General features: G+C 61.8%; 22 protein-coding genes. 18 read left to right on the plus strand and 4 right to left on the minus strand.

All coding sequences use genetic code 11. The features are described 5' to 3' along the window. Positions 1-549, minus strand: a 549-nt coding sequence (locus ACY69P_RS01480) for a prepilin-type N-terminal cleavage/methylation domain-containing protein (RefSeq protein ID WP_462326344.1), incomplete at its 3' end; no start/stop codon positions are given. A gap of 373 nt (positions 550-922) precedes the next feature. On the opposite strand from ACY69P_RS01480, the gene ACY69P_RS01485 reads away from it, so the two are divergent. From ACY69P_RS01485 to ACY69P_RS01565, 17 genes are all read left to right on the plus strand, one after another. After that, entirely contained in the window at positions 923-1,447 is a 525-nt protein-coding gene (locus ACY69P_RS01485) for a hypothetical protein (RefSeq protein WP_459898203.1), read from the plus strand. Positions 1,448-1,483: 36 nt separating this feature from the next. Continuing rightward, positions 1,484-2,380: a UshA-like (seleno)protein family 2 gene (locus ACY69P_RS01490; protein WP_462326345.1), complete on the plus strand. Its 897-nt coding sequence runs from the start codon at positions 1,484-1,486 to the stop codon at positions 2,378-2,380. Between the two features lie 302 nt (positions 2,381-2,682). Then, positions 2,683-3,441, plus strand: coding sequence for a prepilin-type N-terminal cleavage/methylation domain-containing protein (locus ACY69P_RS01495; protein ID WP_462326346.1), 759 nt, complete (start codon positions 2,683-2,685; stop codon positions 3,439-3,441). Positions 3,442-3,507: 66 nt separating this feature from the next. Further along, positions 3,508-4,278, plus strand: a complete 771-nt coding sequence (locus ACY69P_RS01500; protein WP_462326347.1) for a prepilin-type N-terminal cleavage/methylation domain-containing protein — start codon at positions 3,508-3,510, stop codon at positions 4,276-4,278. A gap of 57 nt (positions 4,279-4,335) precedes the next feature. After that, on the plus strand, positions 4,336-5,064 hold the full coding sequence (locus tag ACY69P_RS01505; protein ID WP_459898208.1) for a prepilin-type N-terminal cleavage/methylation domain-containing protein: 729 nt from the start codon (positions 4,336-4,338) through the stop codon (positions 5,062-5,064). Between the two features lie 167 nt (positions 5,065-5,231). Beyond that, on the plus strand, positions 5,232-6,872 hold the full coding sequence (locus ACY69P_RS01510; protein ID WP_462326348.1) for an AAA family ATPase: 1,641 nt from the start codon (positions 5,232-5,234) through the stop codon (positions 6,870-6,872). 67 nt (positions 6,873-6,939) lie between these two features. Beyond that, positions 6,940-8,586, plus strand: coding sequence for a GspE/PulE family protein (locus ACY69P_RS01515; RefSeq protein WP_462326349.1), 1,647 nt, complete (start codon positions 6,940-6,942; stop codon positions 8,584-8,586). Between the two features lie 45 nt (positions 8,587-8,631). Continuing rightward, entirely contained in the window at positions 8,632-9,858 is a 1,227-nt protein-coding gene (locus tag ACY69P_RS01520) for a type II secretion system F family protein (protein ID WP_459898211.1), read from the plus strand. 18 nt (positions 9,859-9,876) lie between these two features. Further along, a complete protein-coding gene (locus ACY69P_RS01525; protein ID WP_462326350.1) occupies positions 9,877-10,350 on the plus strand; it encodes a hypothetical protein in 474 nt (157 codons plus the stop codon). A 43-nt stretch (positions 10,351-10,393) separates the two neighbouring features. Continuing rightward, positions 10,394-12,391 (plus strand): hypothetical protein, encoded by a 1,998-nt coding sequence (locus tag ACY69P_RS01530; protein WP_462326351.1) that lies wholly within the window; start codon positions 10,394-10,396, stop codon positions 12,389-12,391. Further along, positions 12,392-13,060 carry a SctD/MshK family protein gene (locus tag ACY69P_RS01535; RefSeq protein WP_459898215.1) on the plus strand — a complete coding sequence of 223 codons (669 nt, stop codon included), beginning with the start codon at positions 12,392-12,394 and terminating at the stop codon, positions 13,058-13,060. A gap of 105 nt (positions 13,061-13,165) precedes the next feature. Beyond that, positions 13,166-14,797, plus strand: a complete 1,632-nt coding sequence (mshL, locus tag ACY69P_RS01540; protein WP_462326352.1) for a pilus (MSHA type) biogenesis protein MshL — start codon at positions 13,166-13,168, stop codon at positions 14,795-14,797. Then, on the plus strand, positions 14,794-15,600 hold the full coding sequence (locus tag ACY69P_RS01545) for a tetratricopeptide repeat protein (protein ID WP_462326353.1): 807 nt from the start codon (positions 14,794-14,796) through the stop codon (positions 15,598-15,600). Before mshL ends, ACY69P_RS01545 begins: the two co-directional genes overlap by 4 nt. Before the next feature lie 254 nt (positions 15,601-15,854). Next, positions 15,855-18,314: an HD domain-containing phosphohydrolase gene (locus ACY69P_RS01550; RefSeq protein ID WP_462326354.1), complete on the plus strand. Its 2,460-nt coding sequence runs from the start codon at positions 15,855-15,857 to the stop codon at positions 18,312-18,314. A 48-nt stretch (positions 18,315-18,362) separates the two neighbouring features. Beyond that, positions 18,363-19,574: a Crp/Fnr family transcriptional regulator gene (locus ACY69P_RS01555; RefSeq protein ID WP_404846025.1), complete on the plus strand. Its 1,212-nt coding sequence runs from the start codon at positions 18,363-18,365 to the stop codon at positions 19,572-19,574. After that, a complete protein-coding gene (locus ACY69P_RS01560) occupies positions 19,571-20,383 on the plus strand; it encodes a motility protein A (RefSeq protein ID WP_404846024.1) in 813 nt (270 codons plus the stop codon). The genes ACY69P_RS01555 and ACY69P_RS01560 overlap by 4 nt, the downstream gene beginning before the upstream one ends. Continuing rightward, positions 20,380-21,096 carry an OmpA/MotB family protein gene (locus tag ACY69P_RS01565; protein WP_459898222.1) on the plus strand — a complete coding sequence of 239 codons (717 nt, stop codon included), beginning with the start codon at positions 20,380-20,382 and terminating at the stop codon, positions 21,094-21,096. Before ACY69P_RS01560 ends, ACY69P_RS01565 begins: the two co-directional genes overlap by 4 nt. 100 nt (positions 21,097-21,196) lie before the next feature. Here ACY69P_RS01565 and fliM read toward each other — a convergent pair whose 3' ends face one another. Next, positions 21,197-22,177: a flagellar motor switch protein FliM gene (gene fliM, locus ACY69P_RS01570; RefSeq protein ID WP_404846022.1), complete on the minus strand. Its 981-nt coding sequence runs from the start codon at positions 22,175-22,177 to the stop codon at positions 21,197-21,199. Between the two features lie 542 nt (positions 22,178-22,719). Here fliM and ACY69P_RS01575 point away from each other — a divergent pair. Then, positions 22,720-23,787, plus strand: coding sequence for a tetratricopeptide repeat protein (locus ACY69P_RS01575; protein WP_459898224.1), 1,068 nt, complete (start codon positions 22,720-22,722; stop codon positions 23,785-23,787). A 78-nt stretch (positions 23,788-23,865) separates the two neighbouring features. Here the strand turns inward: ACY69P_RS01575 and ACY69P_RS01580 are convergent, their stop codons facing one another. Both ACY69P_RS01580 and ACY69P_RS01585 read right to left on the minus strand, forming a co-directional pair. Continuing rightward, positions 23,866-24,981: a permease gene (locus ACY69P_RS01580; protein ID WP_462326355.1), complete on the minus strand. Its 1,116-nt coding sequence runs from the start codon at positions 24,979-24,981 to the stop codon at positions 23,866-23,868. Positions 24,982-25,017: 36 nt separating this feature from the next. Continuing rightward, entirely contained in the window at positions 25,018-25,410 is a 393-nt protein-coding gene (locus ACY69P_RS01585) for an ArsR/SmtB family transcription factor (protein WP_462326356.1), read from the minus strand. Positions 25,411-25,572 lie beyond the last annotated feature (162 nt).

Below are 25,572 nucleotides of genomic sequence, written 5' to 3' on the forward strand. Positions count from 1 at the left end.
GTCGCGTCCGGCGCTGACTATGACAAAGGCCACGTAGTGCACGGTGTTGCCGTCCTTGTCGATGAGGACGGAGCGGGTGCCCGATGGCGCCGTGGCGTTTTGCCCTTTGGCCAGGTTGTCCTCCACGTATTTGGCGGAGCCTTCGGCCATGGGTTCTTCCGTACTCTCTGCCAGCCCTTCAATGAAATAGAGCCTGTTGCCCCATGCATCCAGCTTGCCGCACATGCAGGCGTCCACATCCTTGGCGGTGGCGTTGATGCCGGTTGGGTCGCAGTCGGTATTGTCCGTGCGTCCGGCAACGCCGTCGCCCGTGTAGGACGGATAGGTGTTGGAAAAGAACAGACGCTTGATGAGGCAATCGCGCGTTTCCACAAGGATGGCGTTTGTTTTGCCCACGCGGCGGCCCTCCCACACCGTCATCCACGCAAAGCTGGCGGCGGAGATGATGATGCCGATGATGACGAGGACGATGGCCATCTCAAGGATGGTGAATCCTCCCCGGCGCGCGGAGGCCGTGTGGTGCGTGCGGCAGGTCGTGCGCGGCTGCATATCTGTATTGGGCCCCTTGCAGTAAAGGGTTTTCGACTCCATGACACAATGACACCTTTCATGGCGAATGGCAACAGAGCTGGCGCTTTTGCAGTGTGCCCGCAAAGGTGAATGGTGTTGGGGTGGTGCAGGTTTTTTCGCGTTTTTTGCCGTGTCTCTGGCATGCTTTGCGCCCGCGTATTGTAATGGCTGGCAAATGGCCGTAGAGTAAACAAAGGTGGACTCTGCTGTTTTGCCCGCGCTTCCTGCGGGCGTTTTCGGGCCTTTGCGTGGAGGTGTGATGACTCGCCTACGCTGTGACGGATACGTGTTGCCAAGCCGCCGTTCCCGCCGGGGACGCGCCGTTTCCGAGTTATTGGTCGGGGTGCTGATTGTGTCTATCGTACTGCTTGGGCTGCTCTATTTGTGGACAGAGGACGACAAGCCCACGGAATTTGGCATTGATGTCTCGCCCTACCGTGTTGCCAATGCCGTGTATGCGCACAATCTGCTGGAGCGCTACCGCCTCGCTGTCATGAACTATATAGACATGTACGGACAGCTGCCCGGCGATGTGGGGGCGCAAGCCAACGGCACCGGGCGCGGCGATTGGCGGCTGGAGCGTGAGTATGGCGAGGGCGAGCGCGCTTTGGCCGATATGGCCGATGCTTCCGTGGTGCCGCGCGGCACATTGCGCGTGCGTGGGCGGGAGCTTGAACTCGCGTGGGTGTCGTTGGTGGCGGATGAGCGGGAGCTTACAGGGGCCAACTATTTCGTTCTGCGCGGGTTCAACCGCGACGAGGCCCGCGCCATGGATTGGAAGTTCGACGATGGGCGCAACAATGACGGGGACATCCTTTACGCCGTGCGGGGTGAGGATGCCGTGGACCTGTATATGCGGCTGGAACTGGATAACTAAATCGTGGGCAGAACAAAGAGACTGAGGGGGACTGCCGTGGGGTACCGCAGGGGCTGGTTTGTTGGGGCGCTGGTGCTGGTTTGGCTGTGTGTGGCGCTGCCTGCTGGCGGTGGGACGGTCCGTGCGGGGCTGCAACCGCTGGCGGTGGTGTTCACGGGCAATACGCTGGGCCTGTATGACGCCTGCGAGACCTGCTCGCGCGAGGGGATTGGCGGTCTTGGCCGCCGCGCCACGGTGTTTGGCGATATCCGGCAGGAGTATGGCTCGCGCACGGTCTTCATTGGCGCGCCGTATGAGTTTATGCATTTCCGCAAGGGCGCGCAGGGGGCGTCCACAGCGGTGGCGCGTGCGTTGGTGGAGGCCTACGGCATGCTGGATTACGACCTCTTGTGCTTGGCCCCGCGTGAAGCGGCGTGGCTGGAGGACGAGGGCGTTTTGCCGCAGCGGACGCAGTGGGCCGTGGCGCGCAACGCGCCCATGACGCGCGTTATCTCGCGCGGGGGGTGGCGCATTGGCGTGGTGGTCTTTCCCGTCGCCAAGGCCACCTACAAGGGGCCGGACGCGCCGACGATGCAGGCCGTGGCCGACGCCGCACAGGGGTTGCGCCCGGAGGTGGACCTCGTCCTTGGCGTGAGCGCGTGGGGCGAGACCCCGGAGCAGAATTTCATGGCGCAGTATGACGAGGCCGTGGACGTGCTGCTGGGCAGCGGTCCGGGCATGGCCTCGGGCTACCGCCTCAGCCCCGGCGGCAGCACGCTGTGGCTGCGCAGCAACTTTGACGGGCGCGGTGTGTTGCGGCTTGTTGTGGCTGGTGACTTTTTGGCCGCCAATGGGCGGTATGTGGTCAACCAGCACTTTCGCGTGGCCAATATCCCGCTGGATGGCCGTGTGAAATATGATACGGCCGTATCAAATCTTTTCAGTTGGCTTTAGGATATTCGGGCGCGGACCACGAAAAAATATTCCATAGCCGATTTATTGCGATGTCAATAGTTGAACATGTTGTAATATTTGCCGTTTTTCCGCGAGCCCCTCGCATAAGCGGAATTTTGCAGGATTGTGCCACGGCCCGCAGATGGCCTTATTCGTTGACGGTCCACAAAGGCTCTGGCACATAGTAAAAATAGGGGGAAAGTCCAGCCAACCGTATGTTTTCGGTTGGGGGCCGCTGCCTGAAAGCTGCGGCAGGCTGCCCAGGCTTTCACTGCATCAGCAAAAGCACGGGAGGAACAGGAATGCGTTTGCTTCAGGCTGAAAAAGGAAAAGTCACTGGCTTCACGCTTGTGGAGATGGCCATCGTGCTGGTCATTATCGGCATCATCCTTGCGGGCGTGATGAAGGGCAGAGACATCGTGCGAGGCTCGCAAGTGAAGCAGTTCTCGCAGGGGTATGCCCAGAAGTGGGTCACCATCGCTTCTACCTACTACGACAAAGTGGGGCAGAACTTTATGGATGGCTCAGACAACGGCAACAACGGTGGAGGCAATCCCGATGGCCGGATGGATGGGGTGCCCTGCTGGAGTCAGAACAGTGGCTACGCCGCCGCGGATCGCTCCGATGGACTTCAGGTGCTGCGCGATGTTGGCATCACCCCCTGCACCATGATCAAGAGCGACCTGAACAACGACACCGCCACAACCTCCTGTAACAATGGATACAATATCTGGGAACGCACCGTGGAAGGTGAGTGGAGCGGTAAGGCCACCGTGGGTGTGGGCTTCTACAGCTACCTCGTCAACAACGCGCGGCGCAACTGCGTTGTCATCGGCGCAGTACCTGCCGACGTCGCCATTGGTCTGGACACCCTTATCGATGGGCAGGCCGACGGCGAAAACGGGCTGTGCGTCAGCATGTCGCCCCCTGGAACGGCCTACAATCCGGGTTCGTCCACGGACTTTGCCGCCAATGACAGTGCCCTGACTCCTCAGGAGTGGCCGACGCAGGATACCGGGCAGGCGCGGCTGGTGAACGTGGCCCTGATTTTGGACTTCTAGGCCGTTTCCCACGTGATGGGGACGTGAGCAAACACTTTTCATACAAGCCGAGTGGAGGCAGCGATAATGCAGTCTGTCAAAGATTACCGTGAAGGCAAAAGCGGCTTCACGCTTGTGGAAATGGCCATCGTGCTTGTCATCATCGGCATCATCCTTGCCGGTGTGATGAAAGGGCGCGACATTGTACGTGGCTCGCAGATCAAGCAGTTTTCGCAGGGGTTTGCGCAGAAGTGGGTGACCATCGCATCCACCTACTACGACAAGAAGGGGCAACCGCTGTTTGACGGTCCAAGTAACGGCAGCAACGCCACCGGTTCCGCCACAGACGGGCGCATGGACAGCCGGATGCTGGCCGACAACAGCGGCGGCGAGTCCGGCACCGTGGTCACGGACAGGGACAACGTAATGACCTACCTGCGTCTGGTGGGCATTGAGCCCTGCACCATGATCAAGAGCGACCTTGAGGACTCAAGCGATGATTGCGATGGCTCCGACTACAACGTGTTTGAGCGCATGGTGGACGGCGAGTTCACCGGTAAGCAGCGCGTTGGCGTTGGCTTCTATAATTATGTCATCAACAGTGGAGGCGGCACTAACCCGAACCGCAATGTGGTTGTGCTCCAGAATGTGCCCGTTGATGTCGCCATTGGTTTGGACACCGTCATCGACGGGCAGGCAGACGGCCAGAACGGCAGCTGCATCGCCCTTGATGTGGGCGCAGCCAACGGCGACTACGTCACGGCACCCGTGACCGCTCCAGCGTCTCCCGTGACTCCGGCAAGCTGGGGCACGGACAACACGGTCCTGACCTGCGTTGGTCTGGTGCTGGATTACTAGGGCACAAGGCAGAACGGCTCGGAGCACAGAGCCATTACCGCGAATATGGGGGAAGTCATGAAAAAGCGCGTCGAGAAGGGCTTCACGCTTGTGGAGATGGCCATCGTGTTGGTCATCATCGGCATCATCCTGGCAGGCGTGATGAAAGGCAGAGATATTGTTCGGGGGTCGCAGGTCAAGCAGTTCTCGCAGGGCTTTGCGCAAAAATGGGTGACCATTGCCTCCACCTACATGGACAAGACAGGGCAGGCCTTCGTTGACGGCACGGCCAACGGCGGCGTGAACGCCTCGGCCGACGGCTTCATGGACGGCGTCTTCATGGGCACCGGCAACCTCGCCCAGTACGATGAGGTTATCGACGCCGCACGCGACGTAGGCATTGAGCCTTGCACCATGATCAAGACCGACCTGTCCAACGACACCAACAACAACTGCGCCAACGGCTACAACGTGTTCATGCGCAACGTGGAAGGCGAAACCATCGGTAAGTCGCGCGTTGTGGTGGGCTTTTACGCCAAGCAGGTTGGGTCCAATGGTCCCTTCCGCAACATGGTGGTGCTGCAAAACGTGCCCGGAGACGTGGCGCGTGGCCTTGACACCGTCATCGACGGGCAGGCCGACCCGGCCAACGGCGCATGCGTCGGCATGGCCAATGCCACCAGTGAAGACATTGCAAGCATCAATACTACCTTCAGTGGAGCGAACCCCGTCAACCTGATGAACTCGTACCCGGATGCGAATTCCACCAATCAGTATGTCGTTGTGGGGCTCATTCTGGATTACTAGCGCGGGTTTCCGCGTTCCAGCGGATACGGAGCGGCAGATGGAACCGCGTCTGCCGTTTCGCATCCGGTGACAAACCGGAGGCGGCGGGGGGCCGTCTCTGGCGGTGAGGGGGGCAGCCGTGGTCCGGCATGCTGTGACAATCCGTCCATGAACACGGGGAGCAGCTCATGACGCACGACATCTTCGAAGCCTTGGGGTTGGATAAAAATCCGTTCTCCATGGCCGCAGATACCGATGGGTATTTCCATACCGGTACCACCAAGCAGATTCTCGACGAACTGGCGTTCGGCATCCTGTCGCGCAAGGGGTTTTTGCTCCTGACGGGAGAGGTGGGCGTGGGCAAAACGTCCCTGCTCTACCAGCTCCTGCGGCGGCTGGAAGGGGAACAGCTCGACACGGCGTGGATATTCAACACCATGCTGAACAAGGAAGAGCTGCTCCTTGCCATTGCCCGTGACTTCGGCATTGACGCCCCGCGTACGGCCAACGTGGCCGGACTGGTGGACATGCTGCAGCAGTTCCTTGTGGGGTGCAACACCCAGGGGAAGAACTGCGCCATCATCGTGGACGAGGCCCATAACCTGAGCCTGCCCGCCATGGAAGCCCTGCGCATGCTCTCCAACCTTGAGCTGGAGGGACGCAAACTGGTGCAGGTGCTGCTTGTGGGCCAGCCCGAACTCAAGGCCCGCCTCGACGAGCCAAAGCTCCGGCAGCTTCGTAGCCGCATCACCATCTATAAAGAACTGCAGCCCTTCTCCCTTGAGGAGACCGGGCGGTACGTCAACTACAAGCTCTCCAGCGCGTCGTCGCAGTTTCGCATTTCCGGTGCGCCCCTCAAGGTGCTGTTCCGGGCCACCTGCGGCAATACGCGCATGGTCAACCTCGTTATGGAGCGGGCGCTGTATGCGTCCGTGGCCTTCGGTGACAAGGAGCTCTCCGTCCGCGCGCTGGATGCGGCAGTGAAGGAGATCGGTTCCTGTCAGGTGGAGGTGGCAAACCGCCTTGCCGCGCATTCGCGCCGCCGCAAAATGGCGGTGGTTGCGGTTGCCGCGGCGGTGCTTGTGGGGCTGTCCTTTGCCCCGCTGTTCAAGACCACGCAGGGCAGTGCCAGCCTTGCCCGCCTTGCCGCGCGCAGTATGGCCGGGCTGACGGCGACGCCGGTTGGCGCCGATGTGGGCGGGCTGAGTGTGCAGACACAAGGCCGCGCCAAAGCCCCAGCCCCGGCGACAACTCCCGCCGTGCCCGCGGATGCCGCGGCGCTGGATAACGCTTCCGCGCCGGACATGGTGGCCTCTGTGGCGCCTGTGCCCCAAAAGAAGCCAGCGGCAAAAGCGCCGCCCAAGACCTATCCCGAGTCCTACGCGGCATTCCTCGACAAGGCCGGAATGGGCGAGCATCTGTCGGTGCTGGACCGCGCCGTACAGGAGCGCAAGGTGGGCATCCTTGAGGAAGTGGTGCCCGAGGGGAGCAAGCTCCTCAAGCTGGACCGCCTGCCCGCGCAGACGGGGGTCCCGTTCTCGTCCTTCCCGTGGAAGAAGCTGGTGCGGGAAAGCCCGGCGTGGCTGGTGCTGTGGGAGCCGCCCTTTGTGGTGCAGGACTTCTACTACGGCTACCGGAGCAAGGACATTTTGGCGCTGCAAAAGATGCTGAAGCGTCTTGGCTACTACTGGGGGCAGGACGACGGCATGGTCGGCCCCGTAACGTGGCGCGCCATTAACAGTTTTCAGAAGGATATGAAGCTGAAGCGCACCATGTGGCCGGACCCGGAAACGGTCTTCTGGCTCACTGTCATGGCGAAGCAGGGGTGACGGAAGAGGGCCCCGCACCGGGGCGACACCGCCGCGCAACGCTCACTATCACCACAAGGGTGGAGTTATGGCCGGACCCATTCGAATAGGCGACCTCCTGCGGGACAAAGGGTATATCGGAGACGAGCACATCCGCTACGCCCTGCAGGTCCAGCGTGTGACCAAGGAAAAGCTTGGGCAGGTGCTGACGCGTACCGGCCTTGTGTCGGAGTACGACCTCGTGCACACCGTGGCCCAGCAGCTGGAACTGGAGCATGTGAATCTGGACAGCATTTCCCCGGACTTTCAGCTGCTCAAGCGCTTCAACCGCAACACCTGCCTTGCCTCACGCGTGTATCCCTATGCGATGAAGGACAATCAGGTGGTGGCCGCCATCTCCGACATACCGGAGAACAAGACCGAGCAGTTCATTGTGCGCGCCACGGGCATGAAGCCCCTGTTCACCATGGCCGAGGAAAGCCGCGTCATTTCGGCTATCTATAACTATTTTTACTTCCTCGACAATCCGGTGGAAAAGCTGATGCAGCGCGAGGTGGGCATTATTGCCGCCGACACCAGCCGCACCGTCAGCCCCGACACCCTCATCAACTACATCCTGCTGCTTGCGGTGAAGCAGCGCGCAACGGACGTACACCTGCGGCCCATGGCGCGCGGCATTGCCGTGGCCTTCCGCGTGGACGGCGTGCTGCGCAACGTGGCCTTTTTGCCGCCGCAGCTTTCGCGCGTGACCACGTCCATCAAATTGCAGGGCGGCATGGACATTGCCGAACAGCGCCTGCCGCAGGACGGCCGCTGGACCGCGAATCTGCTGGAGCGCCGGTACGATATCCGTGTGTCGTCGGTCATCACGCCCTTTGGCGAGAACATGGTCATGCGTCTGCTCTCGCAGGAGCGGGCCAGCATGTCGCTGCCTGCGCTGGGCATCCTTGAGGATGATGTGGTCCGCATCACGCGTCTGTTCGACGAGCCGTTTGGCATTTTGCTGCTCACCGGACCGACCGGTTCGGGCAAGACCACCACGCTGGTCACGGGGCTGACCTCCCTCGACCTCCTCGGCAAGAACGTGCTCACCGTTGAGAACCCCATTGAATATGTGGTGCCCCTTGCGCGGCAGACGCAGGTGAACGAGGGCGCGGGCTATGGCTTCTCCAACGCCATGCGGCATTTTTTGCGGCACGACCCGGACGTCATCCTCATCGGCGAGATGCGCGACGAGGAGACCGCCACCACGGCCCTGACTGCGGCCACAACGGGGCACCTTGTGCTGTCCACCCTGCATACGAACACCGCCATCGGCGCCATTCCGCGTTTGCAGGGCCTTGGGATGGATACGCAGATGCTGGCGGAAAGCCTCATCGGCGTGGTGAGCCAGCGCCTTGTGCGTACGCTGTGCCCGCATTGCAAGAAGCAGGTGCCGCCCACCAAGGAGGAGTTGGACTACCTTGGCGAGTCGCTGGAGATGGTCTCTCGCGGCGAGGGGTGCGAGGTGTGCAACAATTCGGGCTACCTTGGCCGGACGCTGGTCTATGAGGTGCTGGTGGTGGACCGCGAAGTGCGTGAGGCCATGGAAAAGGACATCGAGCTGACCCAGTTGGAGGACATGCTGCGCCGCAAGGGCTTTCGGACCATGTTCGACGTGGCGGTCATCAAGGTGAAGGACGGCATTACCTCGGTGGAGGAAGTCCAGCGAGTGCTTGGCAAGACGAGGTACTAGCGGCGGCGGGCCGCATGTGGCGAGAGGCGAACAAACGGGGGGAGCATGCCCATATTCCGGTTCAAGATGCTCGGCTCGGAAGGCAAGGTCGACAAGGGCGTTGTGGAACTGCCCTTTGACGACGACGCGCCAGCCATCCGCTATTTGGAGCGGCAGGGCGGCGTGGTTATCGCCATCCAAAAGCTGGGAACCGTGATGTCGTGGCTGACCAAGCTGGCCACGCAGGGCTTCTCGCGCGTTGGGCGGTCGGACCTTGCGGAGTTCTTTAACAATATGGCCATGCTGCTTGGCGCTGGTGTTCCCGTGTTGTCCGCCATGGACGAAATTATGGAAGAGATCAAAAACCCCATGCTGCTCATGACCCTGCGCTTTATGCGCACGGACATTGAAGGCGGGCAGACCTTTGGCGAGGCGCTCTCGCGGCATCCCAAGGTGTTTAACCCGCTGGTGCAGTACATGTGCCGCATTGGCGAGGAAACCGGCATGCTGGACCGCATGTGCCGCAAGTCCGGCGAACACCTTGAGCATATCGAGGAAATCGTTAGCGGCACCAAGCGCGCGCTGGTGTACCCGGGGTTCATCCTTGGCGTGGTTATCCTGTCGTGCTTCTTCTGGTTCTATTTTGTGGTGCCGCGCATCGTGAAGCTGTTCTCGGACATGGGCGTCACCACGCCCGCGCCTACACGCGCGCTTATCGCCATCTCCAACTGGTTTCAGATGTATTTTGGCTGGACGGTCATTGGCGTGGTGGGCGGTATCATCCTGCTCAGCTATCTGCGGAGAAACAGCACCCGCGTGCATTATATTTTGGACTCCATCGCCCTGCGCGTTCCGGTGTTCTCAACCATTATCGAGACGTCCATCATTGCGCGGGTCACGGAGTATTTGGGCATTCTCATTGGCGCGGGCGTTGGCGTGCTGCGCACCCTTGAGATTATCACCGAGTCCATGACCAACCTTGTGTACAAGGGCCGGCTCATCCTTGTGCAGGACAGCGTGCGCAACGGCAACGCGCTGTCGGACTCCATGAAGCAGGCCGAGGCGCTGCACCCCTTTGCGGTGCGCATGGTGTCCGTTGGCGAGCAGACCGGACGCATTGAGGAGCAGACGGAATATGTGGCCAAGCTGTACCGCGACAAGCTCTCCGCACTGGTGGAGGTGCTGGGCAAAACGCTGGAGCCGGCCATGCTGGTGTTCATGGGGCTGCTCTTCGGGGCCATCTTTGCGGGGCTGTTGCTCCCCATCTACGACATGATCGGCAAGGTCGGCTGACGGCCGGGAGGAGACGATATGCGGTGGATCGTAAGTATTGTGCTCAGCGTGGCCTTTGCGGCGGGAATCGTGCTGGCCTATCAGGGCTGGATGGATTTTCGCACCTCGCAGGCGGAGATTGAGTTCCTCAAGCAGGAGATGCGCAACTACCAAAAGGTGGAGCGCATGTACGCCGAGCAGGAGGAAAAGGTCGTGGTGGTCAACGCCCTGTGGGAGGAGATTCAGGACGTGGGCCTCGCCCCCGCCAATTGGCTGCAATATCCACTGTCCATCGGCAGAACCATGAGTTGGCGCGACCTTGAGCGGTTGCTCTTCCTCGCCAGCAACGACCCGGAAACCGGGGGCTACTGGTTTGAGCCGAGGCTCTTTCGGGTGACGCGCGTGGTGGTTGCCCCGGAAGGGGGCGGAGAAGGCGGGGAAAACGCCGGACTGCCGCGTCAGATGTACGAGACCGTCATGCAGGGCCAGTTCATGATTCCCAAGAAGAAGTGATGCGGCCCATCACCTTGGCATTTAGCGAAACGGGGACCAAGCGATGACAGATCCCAAGCACGATCCCAAGAAAAAGCCGGAAGACGTGACGGACGAAAGCAAACGGACCGACACGGACGAAGCCGTCGTACCCGAGCTTGAGCTGGAGGATATCTCCTGGGAGCTGGAGGACGCTTCCGAGCCGGAGGCCGAAGAAGCCCCTGCGCCGCCTGTGGACGCCGCCGCTTTCGACGAGCCTGCGGACGAGGACGCCGCCCCCGAGCTGGAGGACCTTTCCGCGGAAGTGGAGGAGGTGCCCTATGACGAGCCGGAGGCAGGAGCGGACGCAGCAGCGCCAGCGGCGCTGGACCCCTTTGAGTCCGAAGTGGCCGCCAGCGCTGATGAGGACGCCACCTACGTCACCGCCGGGGACGACGCGGACATCGAAGAGGGCGACGTGGAGGACGTTGTCGCCCTTGGCGAGGACGACATCGCCCAGCCTGAAGGCCCGTCCACGGAAGAAGATCTCATGACGGTGTCCCCCGACGAGGACGCGGCGTACGGCGAGGCCGAGGACGCCACGTACGAGGAGGAAGGCGAAGCCCTGTCGCTGGAGCCTGACGAGGCCGCCGAACCTGAGCCCGAGCCTGAGCCAGAACAGGCCGCCGCACCGCCGCCCCCGCCGCCTCTTCCTGACATGGAGGAGCCGGAGGAGGAAGCGGGCTATTCCACGGACTGGGGCTGGAAGGTCGTGCGCAGTGGCTTTACCCCGTTTGTGTTCGAGGCGCATGAGGAAAAGTTCTATTTTGCGTCGGGTTCGGCCCAGCGCATTGACGATGCGGCCGGCATCGGGCGGTATTTCAAGTACCTTGTGGATTACGCGGAGTCTCCGGGCATGGGCCTTTTGACCCTGACCACGGAGTACAAATACGCGGGCGTCCTCGCGCGCAAGAACCTTGAGGAAGTGGGCGAACTCAACACCGAGGGCACCCTGCATATGTTCGCCAAGCGCAAGCTGGAGGGTGGACAGGTCAGCGTGTTCTACGAGGTGCTGCCCCGTGACCGCCACGTAGCCATGCTTGAAAGCTACAACGCGTCGGACAGCGGGTTTGTCTTTCTTGATTCCATTTCGCTGGCTTTTGGCCTGCTGAAGAAGAAGGGGCGGGGGGCTCACGCCATTGCCCTGCATCTGCCAAGCGCCATCGTGCTGGTGGCAGGCAAGGGCGGCGATGTGCACCTTGCCCGCCGGTACACCCTCGTCGGCGACGATGAACAGGCGTTGGTGGAAGGCCTGTTCGCCCTGGACCAGGACCTTGCGGCGCTGGAAAAGAACGTCGGCCAGAAGATTTCCCATGTGGACTGGGTGGAGGCGCTCACCGCCACACTGGAATTGCCGCGGCCCGATACGGAAATTCCGTTGGTGCCCATGCCGGTGCACGAACTGTCGCTGGATGGCGACGTGGTGTGGTCCGCACTGCCCACAGCGGTGGGCACGGCCCCGACCAGCGCCAACCTTGGCCCAAAGCAGGAAATGTATCTGCGTCCGCTGGAGCAGGCGGAAAAGTGGCTGTGGGCCGTTTTCCTTGCCCTTGCGCTGGTGGCCGGGGCGGGCGTGTACGCCATTCAGGGCGTGCGCTCGCAGGTCAAGGAGCAGGTGCAGATTTATCGGCAGGAGTTGCGGCAGGTGGAGGAGCGCATCCGCTCCCGCGCCGTCAACGTCGCCTTTGAGGACGTGGACCCTGCCTTGAATTTGGCCAACAGCTTCCGCCGCTCCGCGCTGTCGCCGCCCTTTGGCGAGCTGTGGAACTTCCTTGCCTCGCTTCGGCCCGAGGCCGTGCGTGTGGACGGGATGGAACTGCGCTACGGGCTGGACGCCGTGGACGTTCGCCTTGAGGGGCAGGTGGAGATGGAGCTCGCCGCGGCGCAGCAGGTGTTCACCACGTATATTGAGGAGCTGGAGCTTGCCGGGTTCTCCGTCGTAAGCCAGCAGCTCGATTTGGACCTTGAGGGGAACTACTATTCGCTCAACATCAGGTGGCCGCTCAGCAACAAGGGGGACTAGATGCATCCGGGCAGACGGAACATACTCATACGTTGGGCGGGATATGGCCTTGTTGTGGTGGGCACCGTGGCGTGGCTGGCAACCAAGGACCATCAGGTGCCGACCTTTAAATCCGATGTGATGCGCAAGCTTGCGCCACAGCAGGTGAGCATGCCCTCGGATGAAGCCACGGAAGCCATCCGCGCCGCTATTGACGTGCTGCGGGGGACGAAGGCTACCTATGCCAAGGTGGACTCCGTGGAGCCGGACCTGCTTGTGCTGGACGAGGCCGCGGAGCAGGAAACCGGGCGCCGAACCCTGACGCTGACGGCCATCTCCATTGGGCCAAAGTCCAAATACGTGATGCTGTCCGGCGCGGCCTACAGTGAGGGCGACGTCCTTCCCGATGGGCGCGTCATCAAGCGCATTGAGCCGGACGCCGTGGTCTACGGCGTGGGCCAGACCGAAGAGCGGCAACGGTGGCTGCCACCGTTTAGGGTGGAGCTCAAGCGTCCCGAAAGGGACAAGGGCGAAGCCACCACGTTCGACCCCACCCAGCCCATGGCCGGGGGCGAACAGCAAGAGGCTGCGGCCGCGCCACCTTCCGGTGTAGACATCGGCGAGTTGCCGCCGGACCTGTCTCCGGATCAGGCGCTCCAAATTCTGCAACAGCTTGGAAAACAGCAGTAGGAGCGCGCCATGCTTGATATTTTACGCAAAATCTCGGTGTGCGGGGCGCCACCCGCGATCACATCGGAACCCCTTTCCGCTGGAAGGGACAGGAAGGTGCCGACCATGCGCAGGTGTACGATGGTTTTGGGATTGGTAGTCGTGTCGCTTTGCCTTGCGGCATGCGGGAATCAGGCGTCCAAACAGCTTGAGAGCAACCTTGATTACGACGCCCTCTACAAAAGCATCCGTCACGAGAACGAGCAGTTCCTCAAGGTACGGGCGCAGGAGGAGCAGTTGGAGCAGGAGAAAGGCTCGCTGGTGGAGGCCCTTGAACCAGTCTTGCCCGAGTTCAACCCGTTGGAGGAGACGCGCATCTCCATCAGCGTGCAGGAAGAGACCATCCATAATGTGCTCTACCTTATCGCGCGCAATGCGGGGCTGAACCTTGTCATCGAGCCGGGCATCAGTCTGGATAACAGAATCACCATCAGCTTTGAGGATGCCTCCAGCGCCCTTGTGATGGAAAAGCTCCTCGAAGCCTACGACCTCGCATGGGATGTCAAGGACAACATCCTGTACGTCCAGCGCTGGAACGAGCGTACCTTCGAGCTTGATTTCGTCAACGTCACCAGCGAGGTCGCAACATCCAGCGGCGGCGACATCTTCGGCAACCTTGGCAATGAAGGCTCGGGCGGCGACCTGTCGGGCGAGTTCACCCTTGAGACGGAAATGGGCGGCTCGCTTGAGGACGATTCCCTCTATGGCCTCATCCTTGAAACCGTGGATGCCATCATCAACGAGGAAAGCGGCAATATCGACGGCGGTGGCGGCGGTGGGGGCGACTCCGCCGACAAGAACGGCTTCTTCGCCCTCGACCCGTTGGCGGGCCAGTTGTACGTGCGCACCACGCCCGGCAAGCTGCGCGCCGTGGCGAAGATGCTCAATAACCTCAAGGCCAAGCTGTCGCGGCAGGTGGTCATTGACGCACGCATCCTGCAGGTTTCGCTGGATGACAACTGGAGCCTTGGCATTGATTGGAACTACGTGGACCAGCGCCTGTCCGCAGGCGACTCCGGCACCACGTTTGAATACCTGAGCCGCTTTGACAACCCTGCGGAATACCCCAATGGCATCGGCAGTCTGACCCGCAGCGGCGACGACGTTATCTTTAAGATGACGGGCTTCACCAAGGGCGACATTGCCATCAACGCCGCCATTGAGGCCATGCAGACCTTTGGCGGGCTGAAGACCGTAGCCAATCCGCATGTGCGCGTGCGGCACGGCCAGCCTGCGCTGTTCACCTCCGGCCAGTCGGAAAAATACGTCAGCGAAATCTCGCGCGAGGTGGACGACGACAACAACACCACCTTCACCGTGGAGACGGCAACGGTCTTTAACGGCGTGATGCTGGGCGTCATCTGCTTCATCAACGACGACAACAAGATTGATATGCAGATTTACCCCATCAAGAGTGAGGTCAACTCCAGCAGCCTTGAGCCCAAGGCCGTAACCGGCGCTGGCGACCAGATCTCCCTGCCCAAGGTGGAGGTGAAGAACGTGAGCACCACCGTGCGCGTGAGCGATGGGGACACCATCATCCTTGGTGGCCTCATCGACAAGGACACCGGCAAGACCGACTCCGGTGTGCCGGGGCTCTCGCAGGTTCCCGGTCTGGGCTGGCTGTTCAAGAGCCGCACCCAGATTGAGAGCGTGCGGGAACTCGTCATCATCATGAACATTAGGGTAGTGCAATGAGCGTTATCTACCGCAGTCTCCAACAGCTGAAAAAGGAAGAGGCGGCGAGGGAGACCCGGCAGACGCCTCAGGCCGTGGCTCCGCGCATGAGCAAGCTCATCATCCGGGCGGTGATTTATATCGGCATTCTTGTGCTGCTTGTGGGCTCCGGTGTGTTCTTTATCAAGCACGAGGTGGAGCAGATTGAATTGCCGCTGCCGCCCGATGTGCCGCGCGCCCAAAACGCCAGCGTGCAGGAGCGCGCCCCCGGCGATGGCACGGAGAGCGACCTTACCGCAGACCTTGCCCTGCCGCGGCGGCAGGAGCCGCCTGTGAATCAGGAGCCCATCGTCAAGCAGCGCCTGTACCGCCCAACGGTGGAGGAGCGCCAGCAGGACGTGGTGGACCTCACCAAGCCCACCAAGGCCTTGGAAGTGCATTTTGCCAAGCGGGCGCGCACCAACGAGCAGGTACTCTCGCTCCAGCGCAAGCTGGTGCAAACGTCCGAAACCGGCGATTTGTCCAAGTCCAAGGAACTGCTGGATAGGATGACCACCCAAATCGGCCGCAAGGAAAGCGCCACCAAGTACAAGTGGGAAGGCTACCTTGCCCTCAAGGAAAAGCGCTACGCCGACGCGGAAAACTTCTACCGCCGCGCCCTGAGCCTGCGCCCGTCGGACTTTGTGAGTAATCTGAACCTTGCCTATGCCCTGCTTGGCGAGGACAAGCGCGGGGAGGCGCTGAGTATCTACCGCCGCCTCGTGGACCGCTATCCCATGAACGAGAAGGTGCTCCAGCTGGGCCGCATCCTCGGCGAGCGCTAGATGCCCGCGCCTGCGCGCATCCTGCCGCCGTCCATACTGGCGCACCGCTTCCGTCACGCCTCTCCCGCCCGGCACCCAGCCCGCGGGGGAGGCGTTTTCCTTTTGCCCGGCAACACAGTGTTTTTTCGCATCTGGCGGCCCTGCGCGGCAAATTGGGTTGTGCCGGGACGGGGCATGACGTATGTTGAAGAATAGACAGGTGTTCCGCGAGAGGGGTCGTGTGGTCCAGTGCAGCCAGAGGGGGTATGGAGGCAATGCGCAGACAGGACGGGGAGCAGCCATCCCTGCATGGCGAATCCTTATATGATCATCTCAGAACCTACGCGGAAATCGGCATGGCCCTCTCCGGCGAAAAGGACGTGTCGCGCCTGCTGGAGATGATCGTCTACGAGGCGCGCAAAATTACCGCCGCAGATGCCGGCACCCTCTACATGGTCAGCGACGACGGCTCCCACCTCAACTTTGTCATCCTGCAAAACGACACCATGAAAACGCGCATGGGCGGCACATCCGGCGTTCCCATCAATCTGCCGCCTGTGCCCCTTGCCGTGGACGGCGCGCCAAACCACGCCAATGTGTCGTCCCATGTGGCGCTGGAAGGCGACATCGTCAACATCCGCGACGTGTACACGTCCGAGGCCTTCGATTTTACCGGCCCCAGAAAATACGACGAGGCCACGGGCTACCGCTCCAAGTCCATGCTGGTCATCCCCCTGCGGAATCACGAGAGTGAAATCATTGGCGTGTTGCAACTGCTCAACGCCATGGACCAATCGCAGGACGACGGCATTGGAGAGTTTACGGACGACCGGGTCATGCTGGTGGCGTCCCTTGCCTCGCAGGCCGCAGCGGCCCTGACCAAGACCCAGCTTATTCAGGACCTGAAGGACCTGTTGTACGCCTTCATCAAAAGCATCGCGAACGCCATTGAAGAAAAGTCCCCCTACACGGGGGGGCACATTAACCGCGTGGTGGACATCACCATGATGATTGCCCGCGAAATCAACGAGATGGACGACGGCCCCTTCAAGGACGTCTTCTTTACCGAAGACGAACTGGAAGAACTCAAGCTGTCGGCGTGGCTGCACGATATCGGCAAAATCATCACCCCCGAATATGTGGTGGACAAGGCCTCCAAGCTGGAGACCATCTTTGACCGTGTGGAGCTTGTAAAGCTGCGTTTTGAGCTTATTGAGACCGCGCTGGAGCTGGAATTTCAGCGGCGCAAGGACGAACTGCGCGCGGCGGGTGCGGCCAGTGCTGCGGCCATGAGCGCCCTTGCCGATGAGCACGACGCCGCCATTGCCGAAGTGCGCGAGGACCGGGACTTCGCCCTCTCCTGCAACGAGCCGGGGGAGTTTATGAGTGACGACCGGGTCGAGCGTCTGAAGGCCGTTGCCGCCAAAACATACTCCATCAATGGCGAGGAGCGCCCCTACCTGACGGATGATGAGGTGGAAAACCTGTGCATCCGCAAGGGCACGCTCACCGGGCGCGAGCGGGGCGTCATTGAAAACCACGCCCGTATGACGGGGAAAATGCTGGGGGAGCTTCCGTTCCCCAAAAAACTCTCGCGCGTGCCGGAGTTTGCCAGCGGCCACCATGAAAAGATGGACGGCACAGGCTACCCCGAGGGCCTTTCCGGCGAGCACTTGGCCCTGCAATCGCGCATCATGGCCGTGGCCGATATTTTCGAGGCCCTCACCGCCAAGGACCGCCCGTACAAGAAGCCCATGCCCCTGTCGCAGGCCGTGAAGATCCTCGGCTTTATGCGCAAGGACAACCACATTGATTCCAACGTCCACGACCTGTTCCTCTCCTCCGGGCTGTTCCGCCGCTACGCCGAAAGCGAACTCAACCCCGACCAGTTTGATGACGTGGTGGTGAACCCCACCCTCACCGAGCGGCGGGTGTTGCTGGCCGGGACGGCTGGGATGGAGGATATGAGCGCGCTGCTTGGCGAGTGGGGCGCGCGCATTGAGCATGTGGACGACGGGGAACAGGCGCTGGATATGCTGCGGCAGGCGTGGCACGACGGCTCGCCCTACACCTTTGCCGTGCTGGATGCGGACCTGCCGGAGCGCGGCGGATTCGATGTTGCCAAAATTCTGTCGCATGTTGCGGGGTTTCCGGTGTGGCGGCTGGCCGTGAGTGCGGCGCGGCATGCCCCGGGCAACGCCAGCCTTGCCGTGGCCCTTGGACTGGCCGGCTACGTCACCTCGCCTGTGGAGGCGGACGACCTGCGAAAGCTCCTCTTTGGCGTGGAGCACCGCAGCCGCGAGGCCCGCACGGCGGCTCGCGCGCGTCTGTGCCGGGTGCCGGAGGCGGACAAGCCGGAACGCCCCTCCCTGCTGGTGGTGGAGGACGCGGCCAACGCCCGTATGCTGGTGTCCTATTACCTCAAGGACATGGACGTGGACATGGACTTTGCCGAAAACGGCCGGCAGGGGGTGCTGGCCCTGCGTGAGCAGCGCTACTCCGTGGTGCTGACGGGAACGCACCTTGCGGACATGAGCGGCGCGGCATTCATCCGTACCGTGCGCGAATTGGAGCGCGAGGCCGGTGTGTGCGAAACGCCCTTTGTGGGCCTTGTGCCGCACTTTGTGGTCGGCGCGGGAGAGGAGTGCTTACAAAGCGGATTCAATAGCTACCTGACCAAGCCCATCAGCAAGCAGGAGCTGGTGGGCACGCTGTCCGAATACCTGCGAGCGTGACGCAATCATACTGACGGGGCGGAGACGGTCCGTCTGGGAAGCCAGCTTATGGATATCAATTCCTCCACCAAGTACAGAACGCTGCACAAGGGGCACATCGTCTACCGCGAGGGGCAAAAGGGCACCGTGGCCTATATGCTCAAGAAGGGCCTTGTCACGCTGTACAAGACCCAGAGCAACAAGCGGCTTATCCTCGCGCGCATCCGCCCCGGTGAGGTGTTTGGCGAGGACGGCCTGTTCACCGCCGGGGCGCGCATTTCTTCCGCCGTGGCTGAGGAGCCGTCGGAAATCATCGTCATTGATCAGGATGTGTTCAAGACGATGCTCCTCAAAAGTCCGGGACCGGTGCAGCGGCTGATGCGTTCGCTTATGGCGCAGGTGTCGGCCATGAAGGACAAGCTGGCCGTGGGCGTGAGCGGCAACGTGTTCCTCAGCGTCTGCGCCGTGCTGGAGCTGATGCACCGCGTGCACTGCGCCAAACTGCAGGCGCGGCAGGAGGGGGAGAGCCTGCCGCTGGGCGTGAGCTATGCGGAGTTCTCGCGCGAGTGCAAGGACATCGTCCTCGTCTCGCAGTTGGAGATTGACGAAATCATCACCCGCCTTGCCAAGTTGCAGATTCTTTCCGTTGCCGACGTGCGCGAGCCCATCATGAAGCGCGACGCCCTTGGCCGCCTGCGCCGCAAGTCGGACTTCCTCAAGGACCGCGCCATCACCATTCCGGAGCCGGAAAAGTTTCTGTCCGTGGTGCGCAGTCTGTCGCAGGAGCTTGGCCCTGTGCGCGCGCCCTTTACGGAGTGCCTTGAATTTGTGGACGTGTACGACTTTGCCCGCAGTGTGGACGCGGACCCGGAAATCATCTTCCGCAAGATGAGCTACAAGGAAATTCCCGAAACCATGTTCTTTTTCCACAAGCCCACGGTGGAGGAATGGGCCAAGGACATGGGCGACGAATTCTTCCGCCGCGTCAAACGCAAACGCGTCTCGCCCGAGGACCTTGAAACCGTGGACGACATCGTTCACGTGGACAACGCCACGCTGCAGGAGGCGTTTTCGCGCCTTGGGTACCACAAGCTCGCCGTGCTGGCGGCCATGGCCGGGGAGGAGGCCAAGGAGCGCCTCTACGGCAGCCTGTCCCAAAAAATTGCGGGCGTGGTGCGCGACCAGGCCGGAAGCCTTGAAGGCGTGGACGAAATGGAGGCCGCGGACATCGAGGAGGAGCTTATTGACACCATCAAGGACATTAAGGGGATAGGGCGGTGAACGTCGCCACCATCATCGGCATAGTCATCGGCATGGCGGTGCTGGGCTTTGCCACGTGGTTTTCCACGGCCAGCGCCCTTGTGTTCCTTAACCTGCCGGGGCTGGCTATCGTCCTTGGCGGGACGGCGGCGGCCACCTTTATCTGCTACCCCCTCAAGGAAGTGGCGCGCGTGCTGCAAATCTTTCTCATCGCCCTTGGGCGGGAGGAGCTCCCCATCGGCGAGTACATCGGCGCGCTGCATTCCTTTGCGGATGTGGCCTCGCGCGGCGGGACCATGCGGCTGGAGAAAAAGCTCCCCGGCATTGAAAACGAATTCCTCAAGGACGCCATGCAGATGGTGGTGGACGGCTACCCGCGCGAGGAAATCCGCGAGATTTTGGATACCCGCATCCTGCAGGCCTACGAGCAGGAAATGTCCGCCGCGGGCATTTACCGCACCATGTCGCGCCTTGCTCCGGCCTTTGGCATTATCGGCACGCTCATCGGGCTGATTGGCATGATGCAGGCCATGGGCGCGGACCTGCGTGAAATCGGCCCGGCCATGGCCACGGCGCTGACCACCACCCTTTACGGCATTTTGCTGGCGAACATGGTGTTTTTGCCCATCGCCGTGAAGGTGGAAAAGCGCATTGAGGAGCGGGCCATTCTTATGTCCGTCATCCGCGACGGGGTTTTGCTCATCAAGGACCGCACGCCGGCGCTCATTGTGCTGGATAAGCTGAAGGCCTACTTGCCGCCACGGCGTTGGGGGTCCATCACCGTGCAGCGCAAGGCCGCGCCGCCGCGTCCGGGGAAGGAGCGGTCATGATACGCTTTTCGCGCCGCCGCGCACGCCTGAACGCCGAGGGCGGCGGGTGGGAACTCTCCTTTGCGGACATGATGACCCTGATTCTGTGCTTCTTCATCCTTGTGGTCTCCGTGAGCGAGGTGGACGACTCTCACTACGAAACCGTGGCGCGCTCCCTTGGCGAGGCCATGAGCGCGCCGCCGCCTGAGGGCGAAGCGACCATGCCTGATGAGGTTCGCGTGCGCCTGCGCACGCTGCGGCAAATCCATGCGGACCTTGCCCGGCGCGTTGGCCCGGCCAACGCCGTGGTGGAACTCAGCCGCCGTGATGACGCTGTGGCCGTAAACCTGCACGGCGCGGTGCTGTTTGATTCCGGCAGCGCGGAACTCACGCCCCTTGCCCTGCGGGCGCTGGAAAATGTGGCCCCGGTGCTGGTGGGCATCCCCTACCGGGTGACCGTGGAGGGGCACACCGACGACAACCCCATCCGCTCGCAGGAATTTCCGTCCAACTGGGAGCTGTCCGCCGCGCGGGCGTCCGCCGTGGCGCGCTACCTTATTGGCAAGGGCTTTCCCAAGGACAAGTTGCAGGTGAAGGGGCTTGCGGATACGCGCCCCGTGGCGCCCAACCGCGACGCGCAGGGCCGCGCCATTGAGGAGAACCAAATGCGCAACCGGCGCATTGTCATCCTTGTTGCCCCGGCGGCGGGGGAGCGGAACGCGCCGAAGGGATAACACGTTGGATGGATGGCACGCGGCCAGACGGTGCACCGGCCAGACGACACAAAAAAGGGCGCGCGGCAAATGCCGCGCGCCCTGAATGCGTTCTGTGTGGCTAGGCGTAGCGGGGTTCTTCTTCCCGGACCACCTGAAAGCCCTTGCTGCCTTTCACCCGGCCGGGCAGGCCGTAGAATTTCTTCACGCCCTCCACCTCGGCGGTGAGGAGTTCCTCCGTGTCCGTATTCAGGAGCAGGATGTCCCCCACGTCAAGGTTCAGGAGCTGGCGGCCCGTAATTTTGGTCTGCCCCAGTTCTATGACCATCTCTACCGGCGTTTCAAGCAGGCGCTCCTTGAAGCGGGCAATCCACGCGTGGTCCACTTCCAGCCGTTCGGACTGGAAGGAGGCGTGCAGCTTGGAGCGGATAGGCTCCAGCGTCGCGTAGGGCAGGCACACGATAAGCGAGCCGATGGCGTTCTCCAGCTCCACCTCGAAGGTGACGACGATAACCACGTCCGAAGGCGGCACGATGGCCGCAAACTGTGGGTTAATCTCGGAGCGGGTCTGCTCAATGTGCACGTCGTGCACCGGGCGCCATGCGTCCTCTAGGTTGGAGAGGGCAATCTTGACCACGCGGTCCACGATGGCTTGTTCAATGGCCGTAAAGTCGCGGCCCTCCACCTTGGGCTGGCTGCCAGCGCCGCCAAAGAAATTTTCCACGAGGGCGAAAACGAGCCGGGAGTCCACGACCAGCAGTGCGTTACCGCGCAGCGGGTCCATCTTGAAGATGTTAATGGACGTGGGCACCGGCAGGGAGCGCATGAAGTCGCCGAACTTCGACATGTCGATGGAGATCGGGTTCAGGTCCACGCGTTTGCGCATGGCGTTGGCCAGTGCATTGGTGCACAGCCGCGCAAAGCGGTCGTTCACGATCTCCAGAACCGGCATCCGGCCACGGATGATTCGGTCCTGATTGGCCAGGTCGAACGAGACGACCCCGGTATCGTCCTCGGGGATTTCCGCCTCCGCTTCGATTTCGCCTCCTGAAAGGCCTCGGAGTAACGCGTCGACTTCGTCCTGATCGAGAATCTTGCTCATAATATCGCCTGTAGGGTTCTTGCGGCGGCAAAAAACGCCGCCTGCTGAGATTCGGTGTCTAAGTACAATACGCCGCGCCGCGTCATGGCGCAAGGCCCCGGGCCTGTGGTGAAGCCGGTGCACGGCGCATTTTGAGGCCGTGCCCGCTGCCGCCGGATGTGCCATATCCAGCGCCGGCGCGGGGTTTCCCGTAAGTATGCAAATGCCGAACCACTTTTTTTGCATCTGCCTGTGCCGCGCCCGGAGCGGGGACGGCAGGCGGCCTGTCCTATGGCCCGGCATAAAGAGTGACATGATTTTGACAGGTTGCACGTGTGGCGCACGCGGCGGGCGGCGCGTGGGCAGTGGGAGTGCGCCCGGCTCCAGCGTGCAGGGGACGGCATCTTCTCCCCCGAAATGTTGCCAAATGCGGGCCAGCCATCTACAAAAGAAAGAGTGTCCCCCTGTGCGGCATGTGGCTGGCGCGTCCCCTGCGCCGCTACGGCTGAGGCCGGTTCAGGTTGGGGCCGCATGGACGATGAACGGCTAGCCGAGGAGAACCTGTGGGGTCATCGCTTGGTCATGTTGCCATTCTGTCCGCAGTGGACGACCACCTGCGGCGGGATAAGCAAACCATGCAGCGCTTCCGCCCGAGGCGCATTTATGCCTTTGCCAAGGGGGGCGAGGGCTTGACCCGCCTCAGCGAGGCGGAGGTGGACCTTGTCATCAGCGACATGGAACTTGGCGATATGGACGGCGTGCGCTTTGTGCGCACCCTGCGCCAGTACGCCCAATTTCGCAAGGTCCCCGTCATAATGGTCACCCTCGTCAATTCCAAGAACGAAGTGCTGGACGCCATTTCCGCCGGGTGCACGGGCTACGTGCTGCGGCCCTATTCCTTCGAGACCTTCCAGCGCCATATCGTCATGGCCCAGCAGCTCCAGCGCTTTAGCGAAATTGAGGAAGAACAGCTCAACGCCGCCAAGGAGATGGTCAACCAAGGCGACTTTGACGACGCCATCGAGGAGTTTGAGGAAATCCTGTCCCTGCAGGATGAGGCGCAGAAGTATTATGATATGGGCTGCGACTATCTGCTGCGTCAGAAGTACGGCAAGGCCATTATCGCCTTCAATAAAGCCATCAAGATTAATGACCTGTACGCCGAGGCCTATCAGGGGTTGGCCGAGGCCTACAGGGGCAAGGGTGACGACCGGCGCTTTCAGAAGTACCTCCAGCGCGCGGCAGAGGTGCATGCCCAGTTTGACAGAATGGAGGAGGCCAAGAGCGTCTTCATCACCATCCTCAAGCACGATGTGCGTGCCCCCAACCCCTACAACACGCTGGGCGTCCGCCTGCGCCGCAACGGGGACTACCCCGGCGCGGTGCATGCCTACCAGCGCGCTCTGGAGCTGACGCCGGAGGACGAAAACGTCCATTACAACCTCTCCAAGGCGTTTCATTATATGGGGGAGATGGACGAAGCCAAGCGGGAAATTGCCGAGGCGCTCAACTGCAACAGCGAGTTCCCCGAGGCGCTGAAATTTTACGACGAACTGTATGGGACGCCATGGCAGGGACCAAAGCGCACCCGCCCGCCGGAAACGGTGCCCCAAACCATCAAGGACGTGTAGCGGCTAGCCCGCATGCACCAGCGCCCCGGTGGAGCCGTGCTCCGCCGGGGCGCGGGTGTGTTGATGAGGGGAAAAGAGTTAGATGACGGCGTTGAACACAAAGCCCACCAGCAAAATGCCCGAGGCCACAACGCCGACGAACACGGCGATAAGCCGGGGTTTCAGGACTTTACGCAGGATAATCATCTCCGGCAGGGACAGGGCGATGACGCTCATCATAAAGGCCAGCGTGGTGCCCAGCGCCGCGCCCTTGGCAAACAGGGCGGACACGATGGGGATAATACCCGCCGCGTTGGTGTAGAGGGGCACGCCCATGATGACGGCCGCCGGGACGGACCACCATGCGCCGCTGCCCATGACCGAGGCCATGAAGCCTTCGGGCACATAGCCGTGGATGCCTGCGCCAATGGCGATACCAATCACGACGTACAGCCACACCTTGCCCACGATGTCCCGCACGGATTCCGCGCCCATGTCGAGGCGCTGACGCCACGTCAGGGCGTGGTTCTTTTCGGCTTCGGCGGTGGCGAGGCTGACCCAGTCCTCAATGTGGTGTTCCAGCCGCAGGCGGCCAATAATCCACCCGGCAACAATGGCGACCAGCAGCCCGGTGCCAAGGTAGAGCGCGGCCACCTTGAACCCGAACAGCCCGTAGAGCATGACGAGGGCAATCTCGTTGACCATGGGCGCGGCAATAAGGAACGACAGCGTCACTCCTAGGGGGATGCCTGTGGTGATAAAGCCGATAAACAGCGGTACGGCGGAGCAGGAGCAAAAGGGCGTGACAATGCCGAGGCAGGCCGCAAGGCCGTTCCCCACAAACTCGCCGCGCCCGGAGAGGATTTTCCGCGTCAGCGCCGGGGTGACGAAGGACCGGACAATGCCTACGGCAAAGACCACAATGGCCAGCAGCATGAGCACCTTTGGTCCGTCGTAGATGAAAAAGCGGACGGCTTGCCCAAGGTGTGAGCTCTCGGCAAGGCCCATGAACTGGAAGGTGATGACATCCGCCAGCCGGGGCAGATTCATGTAGAGCGCTATCCAGCCCACCAAAAGCAGGGACAGAAGCAGGGGATGCGAGAGACGGAAGTGCTGGGGAGCGGACTCGCTTTGGCACGCGCAGGGCGCGGCGTTCAGTTCGCTAACGTCCACCGTCTCCTGTTCGGAAAGGGGTTTCAGGTCAAAGGAATTCATAGGGGGGCTCCTTTGGTCAACGCGGTGGCGCGTCGCTTACTTGGTGGTGTCCGTCGTGGCGGGGTTTGCGGGGGCTGCCCCGGTGGGCGCGCCGCAGATGGTGAGCCTGTCGAGGCGCGGCAGTTGGTCCAGCACGCCGCGGATGTCCGGCGTGTCGTTCAGCCAGCCGTCCAGATTGTCGAGCATGGCCGCCGCGTAGGTGCCTGCCTCGCGGCGCAGGGCGTAGTTTACCCACTGGCCGTCCTTTTTGCGCGTCAGCAGACCTGCGCCCTCCAGCACCTTGAGGTGCTTGGACACTGTGGGCTGGGCAAGGCCAAGGGCGCTGCGTAGTTCGCAGACGCACATATCGCTGCGGTGCTGGAGCATCTTGATGATTTTGACGCGGCTTGGGTCGGCCAGCGCCTTCATGACGTCGAGGAATTCTTGCATAGGCATATCTCCATGTAGCTATATTGCTATGTGGCAATATACTCCCGTTTGCGGCGGTGTCAACACGCCGCGACGGGCGGGGCGGTGGTGCGGGCAGAGACGCTGTTCGGGGGGCGGAGAGGTGTGCTGGGTGTAGTTGGGGCGAAGGGTGGGCGCTGCACG

This window comes from Desulfobaculum sp. (assembly GCF_054921475.1).

Coding starts and splice junctions, on each gene's coding strand:
- ACY69P_RS01495 (WP_462326346.1), top strand. CDS start 2,683: ATGCGTTTGCTTCAGGCTGAAAAAGGAAAAGTCACTGGCTTCACGCTT.
- ACY69P_RS01500 (WP_462326347.1), top strand. CDS start 3,508: ATGCAGTCTGTCAAAGATTACCGTGAAGGCAAAAGCGGCTTCACGCTT.
- ACY69P_RS01505 (WP_459898208.1), top strand. CDS start 4,336: ATGAAAAAGCGCGTCGAGAAGGGCTTCACGCTTGTGGAGATGGCCATC.
- ACY69P_RS01510 (WP_462326348.1), top strand. CDS start 5,232: ATGACGCACGACATCTTCGAAGCCTTGGGGTTGGATAAAAATCCGTTC.
- ACY69P_RS01515 (WP_462326349.1), top strand. CDS start 6,940: ATGGCCGGACCCATTCGAATAGGCGACCTCCTGCGGGACAAAGGGTAT.
- ACY69P_RS01520 (WP_459898211.1), top strand. CDS start 8,632: ATGCCCATATTCCGGTTCAAGATGCTCGGCTCGGAAGGCAAGGTCGAC.
- ACY69P_RS01525 (WP_462326350.1), top strand. CDS start 9,877: ATGCGGTGGATCGTAAGTATTGTGCTCAGCGTGGCCTTTGCGGCGGGA.
- ACY69P_RS01530 (WP_462326351.1), top strand. CDS start 10,394: ATGACAGATCCCAAGCACGATCCCAAGAAAAAGCCGGAAGACGTGACG.
- ACY69P_RS01535 (WP_459898215.1), top strand. CDS start 12,392: ATGCATCCGGGCAGACGGAACATACTCATACGTTGGGCGGGATATGGC.
- mshL (WP_462326352.1), top strand. CDS start 13,166: ATGCGCAGGTGTACGATGGTTTTGGGATTGGTAGTCGTGTCGCTTTGC.
- ACY69P_RS01545 (WP_462326353.1), top strand. CDS start 14,794: ATGAGCGTTATCTACCGCAGTCTCCAACAGCTGAAAAAGGAAGAGGCG.
- ACY69P_RS01550 (WP_462326354.1), top strand. CDS start 15,855: ATGCGCAGACAGGACGGGGAGCAGCCATCCCTGCATGGCGAATCCTTA.
- ACY69P_RS01555 (WP_404846025.1), top strand. CDS start 18,363: ATGGATATCAATTCCTCCACCAAGTACAGAACGCTGCACAAGGGGCAC.
- ACY69P_RS01565 (WP_459898222.1), top strand. CDS start 20,380: ATGATACGCTTTTCGCGCCGCCGCGCACGCCTGAACGCCGAGGGCGGC.
- fliM (WP_404846022.1), bottom strand. CDS start 22,177: ATGAGCAAGATTCTCGATCAGGACGAAGTCGACGCGTTACTCCGAGGC.
- ACY69P_RS01580 (WP_462326355.1), bottom strand. CDS start 24,981: ATGAATTCCTTTGACCTGAAACCCCTTTCCGAACAGGAGACGGTGGAC.
- ACY69P_RS01585 (WP_462326356.1), bottom strand. CDS start 25,410: ATGCAAGAATTCCTCGACGTCATGAAGGCGCTGGCCGACCCAAGCCGC.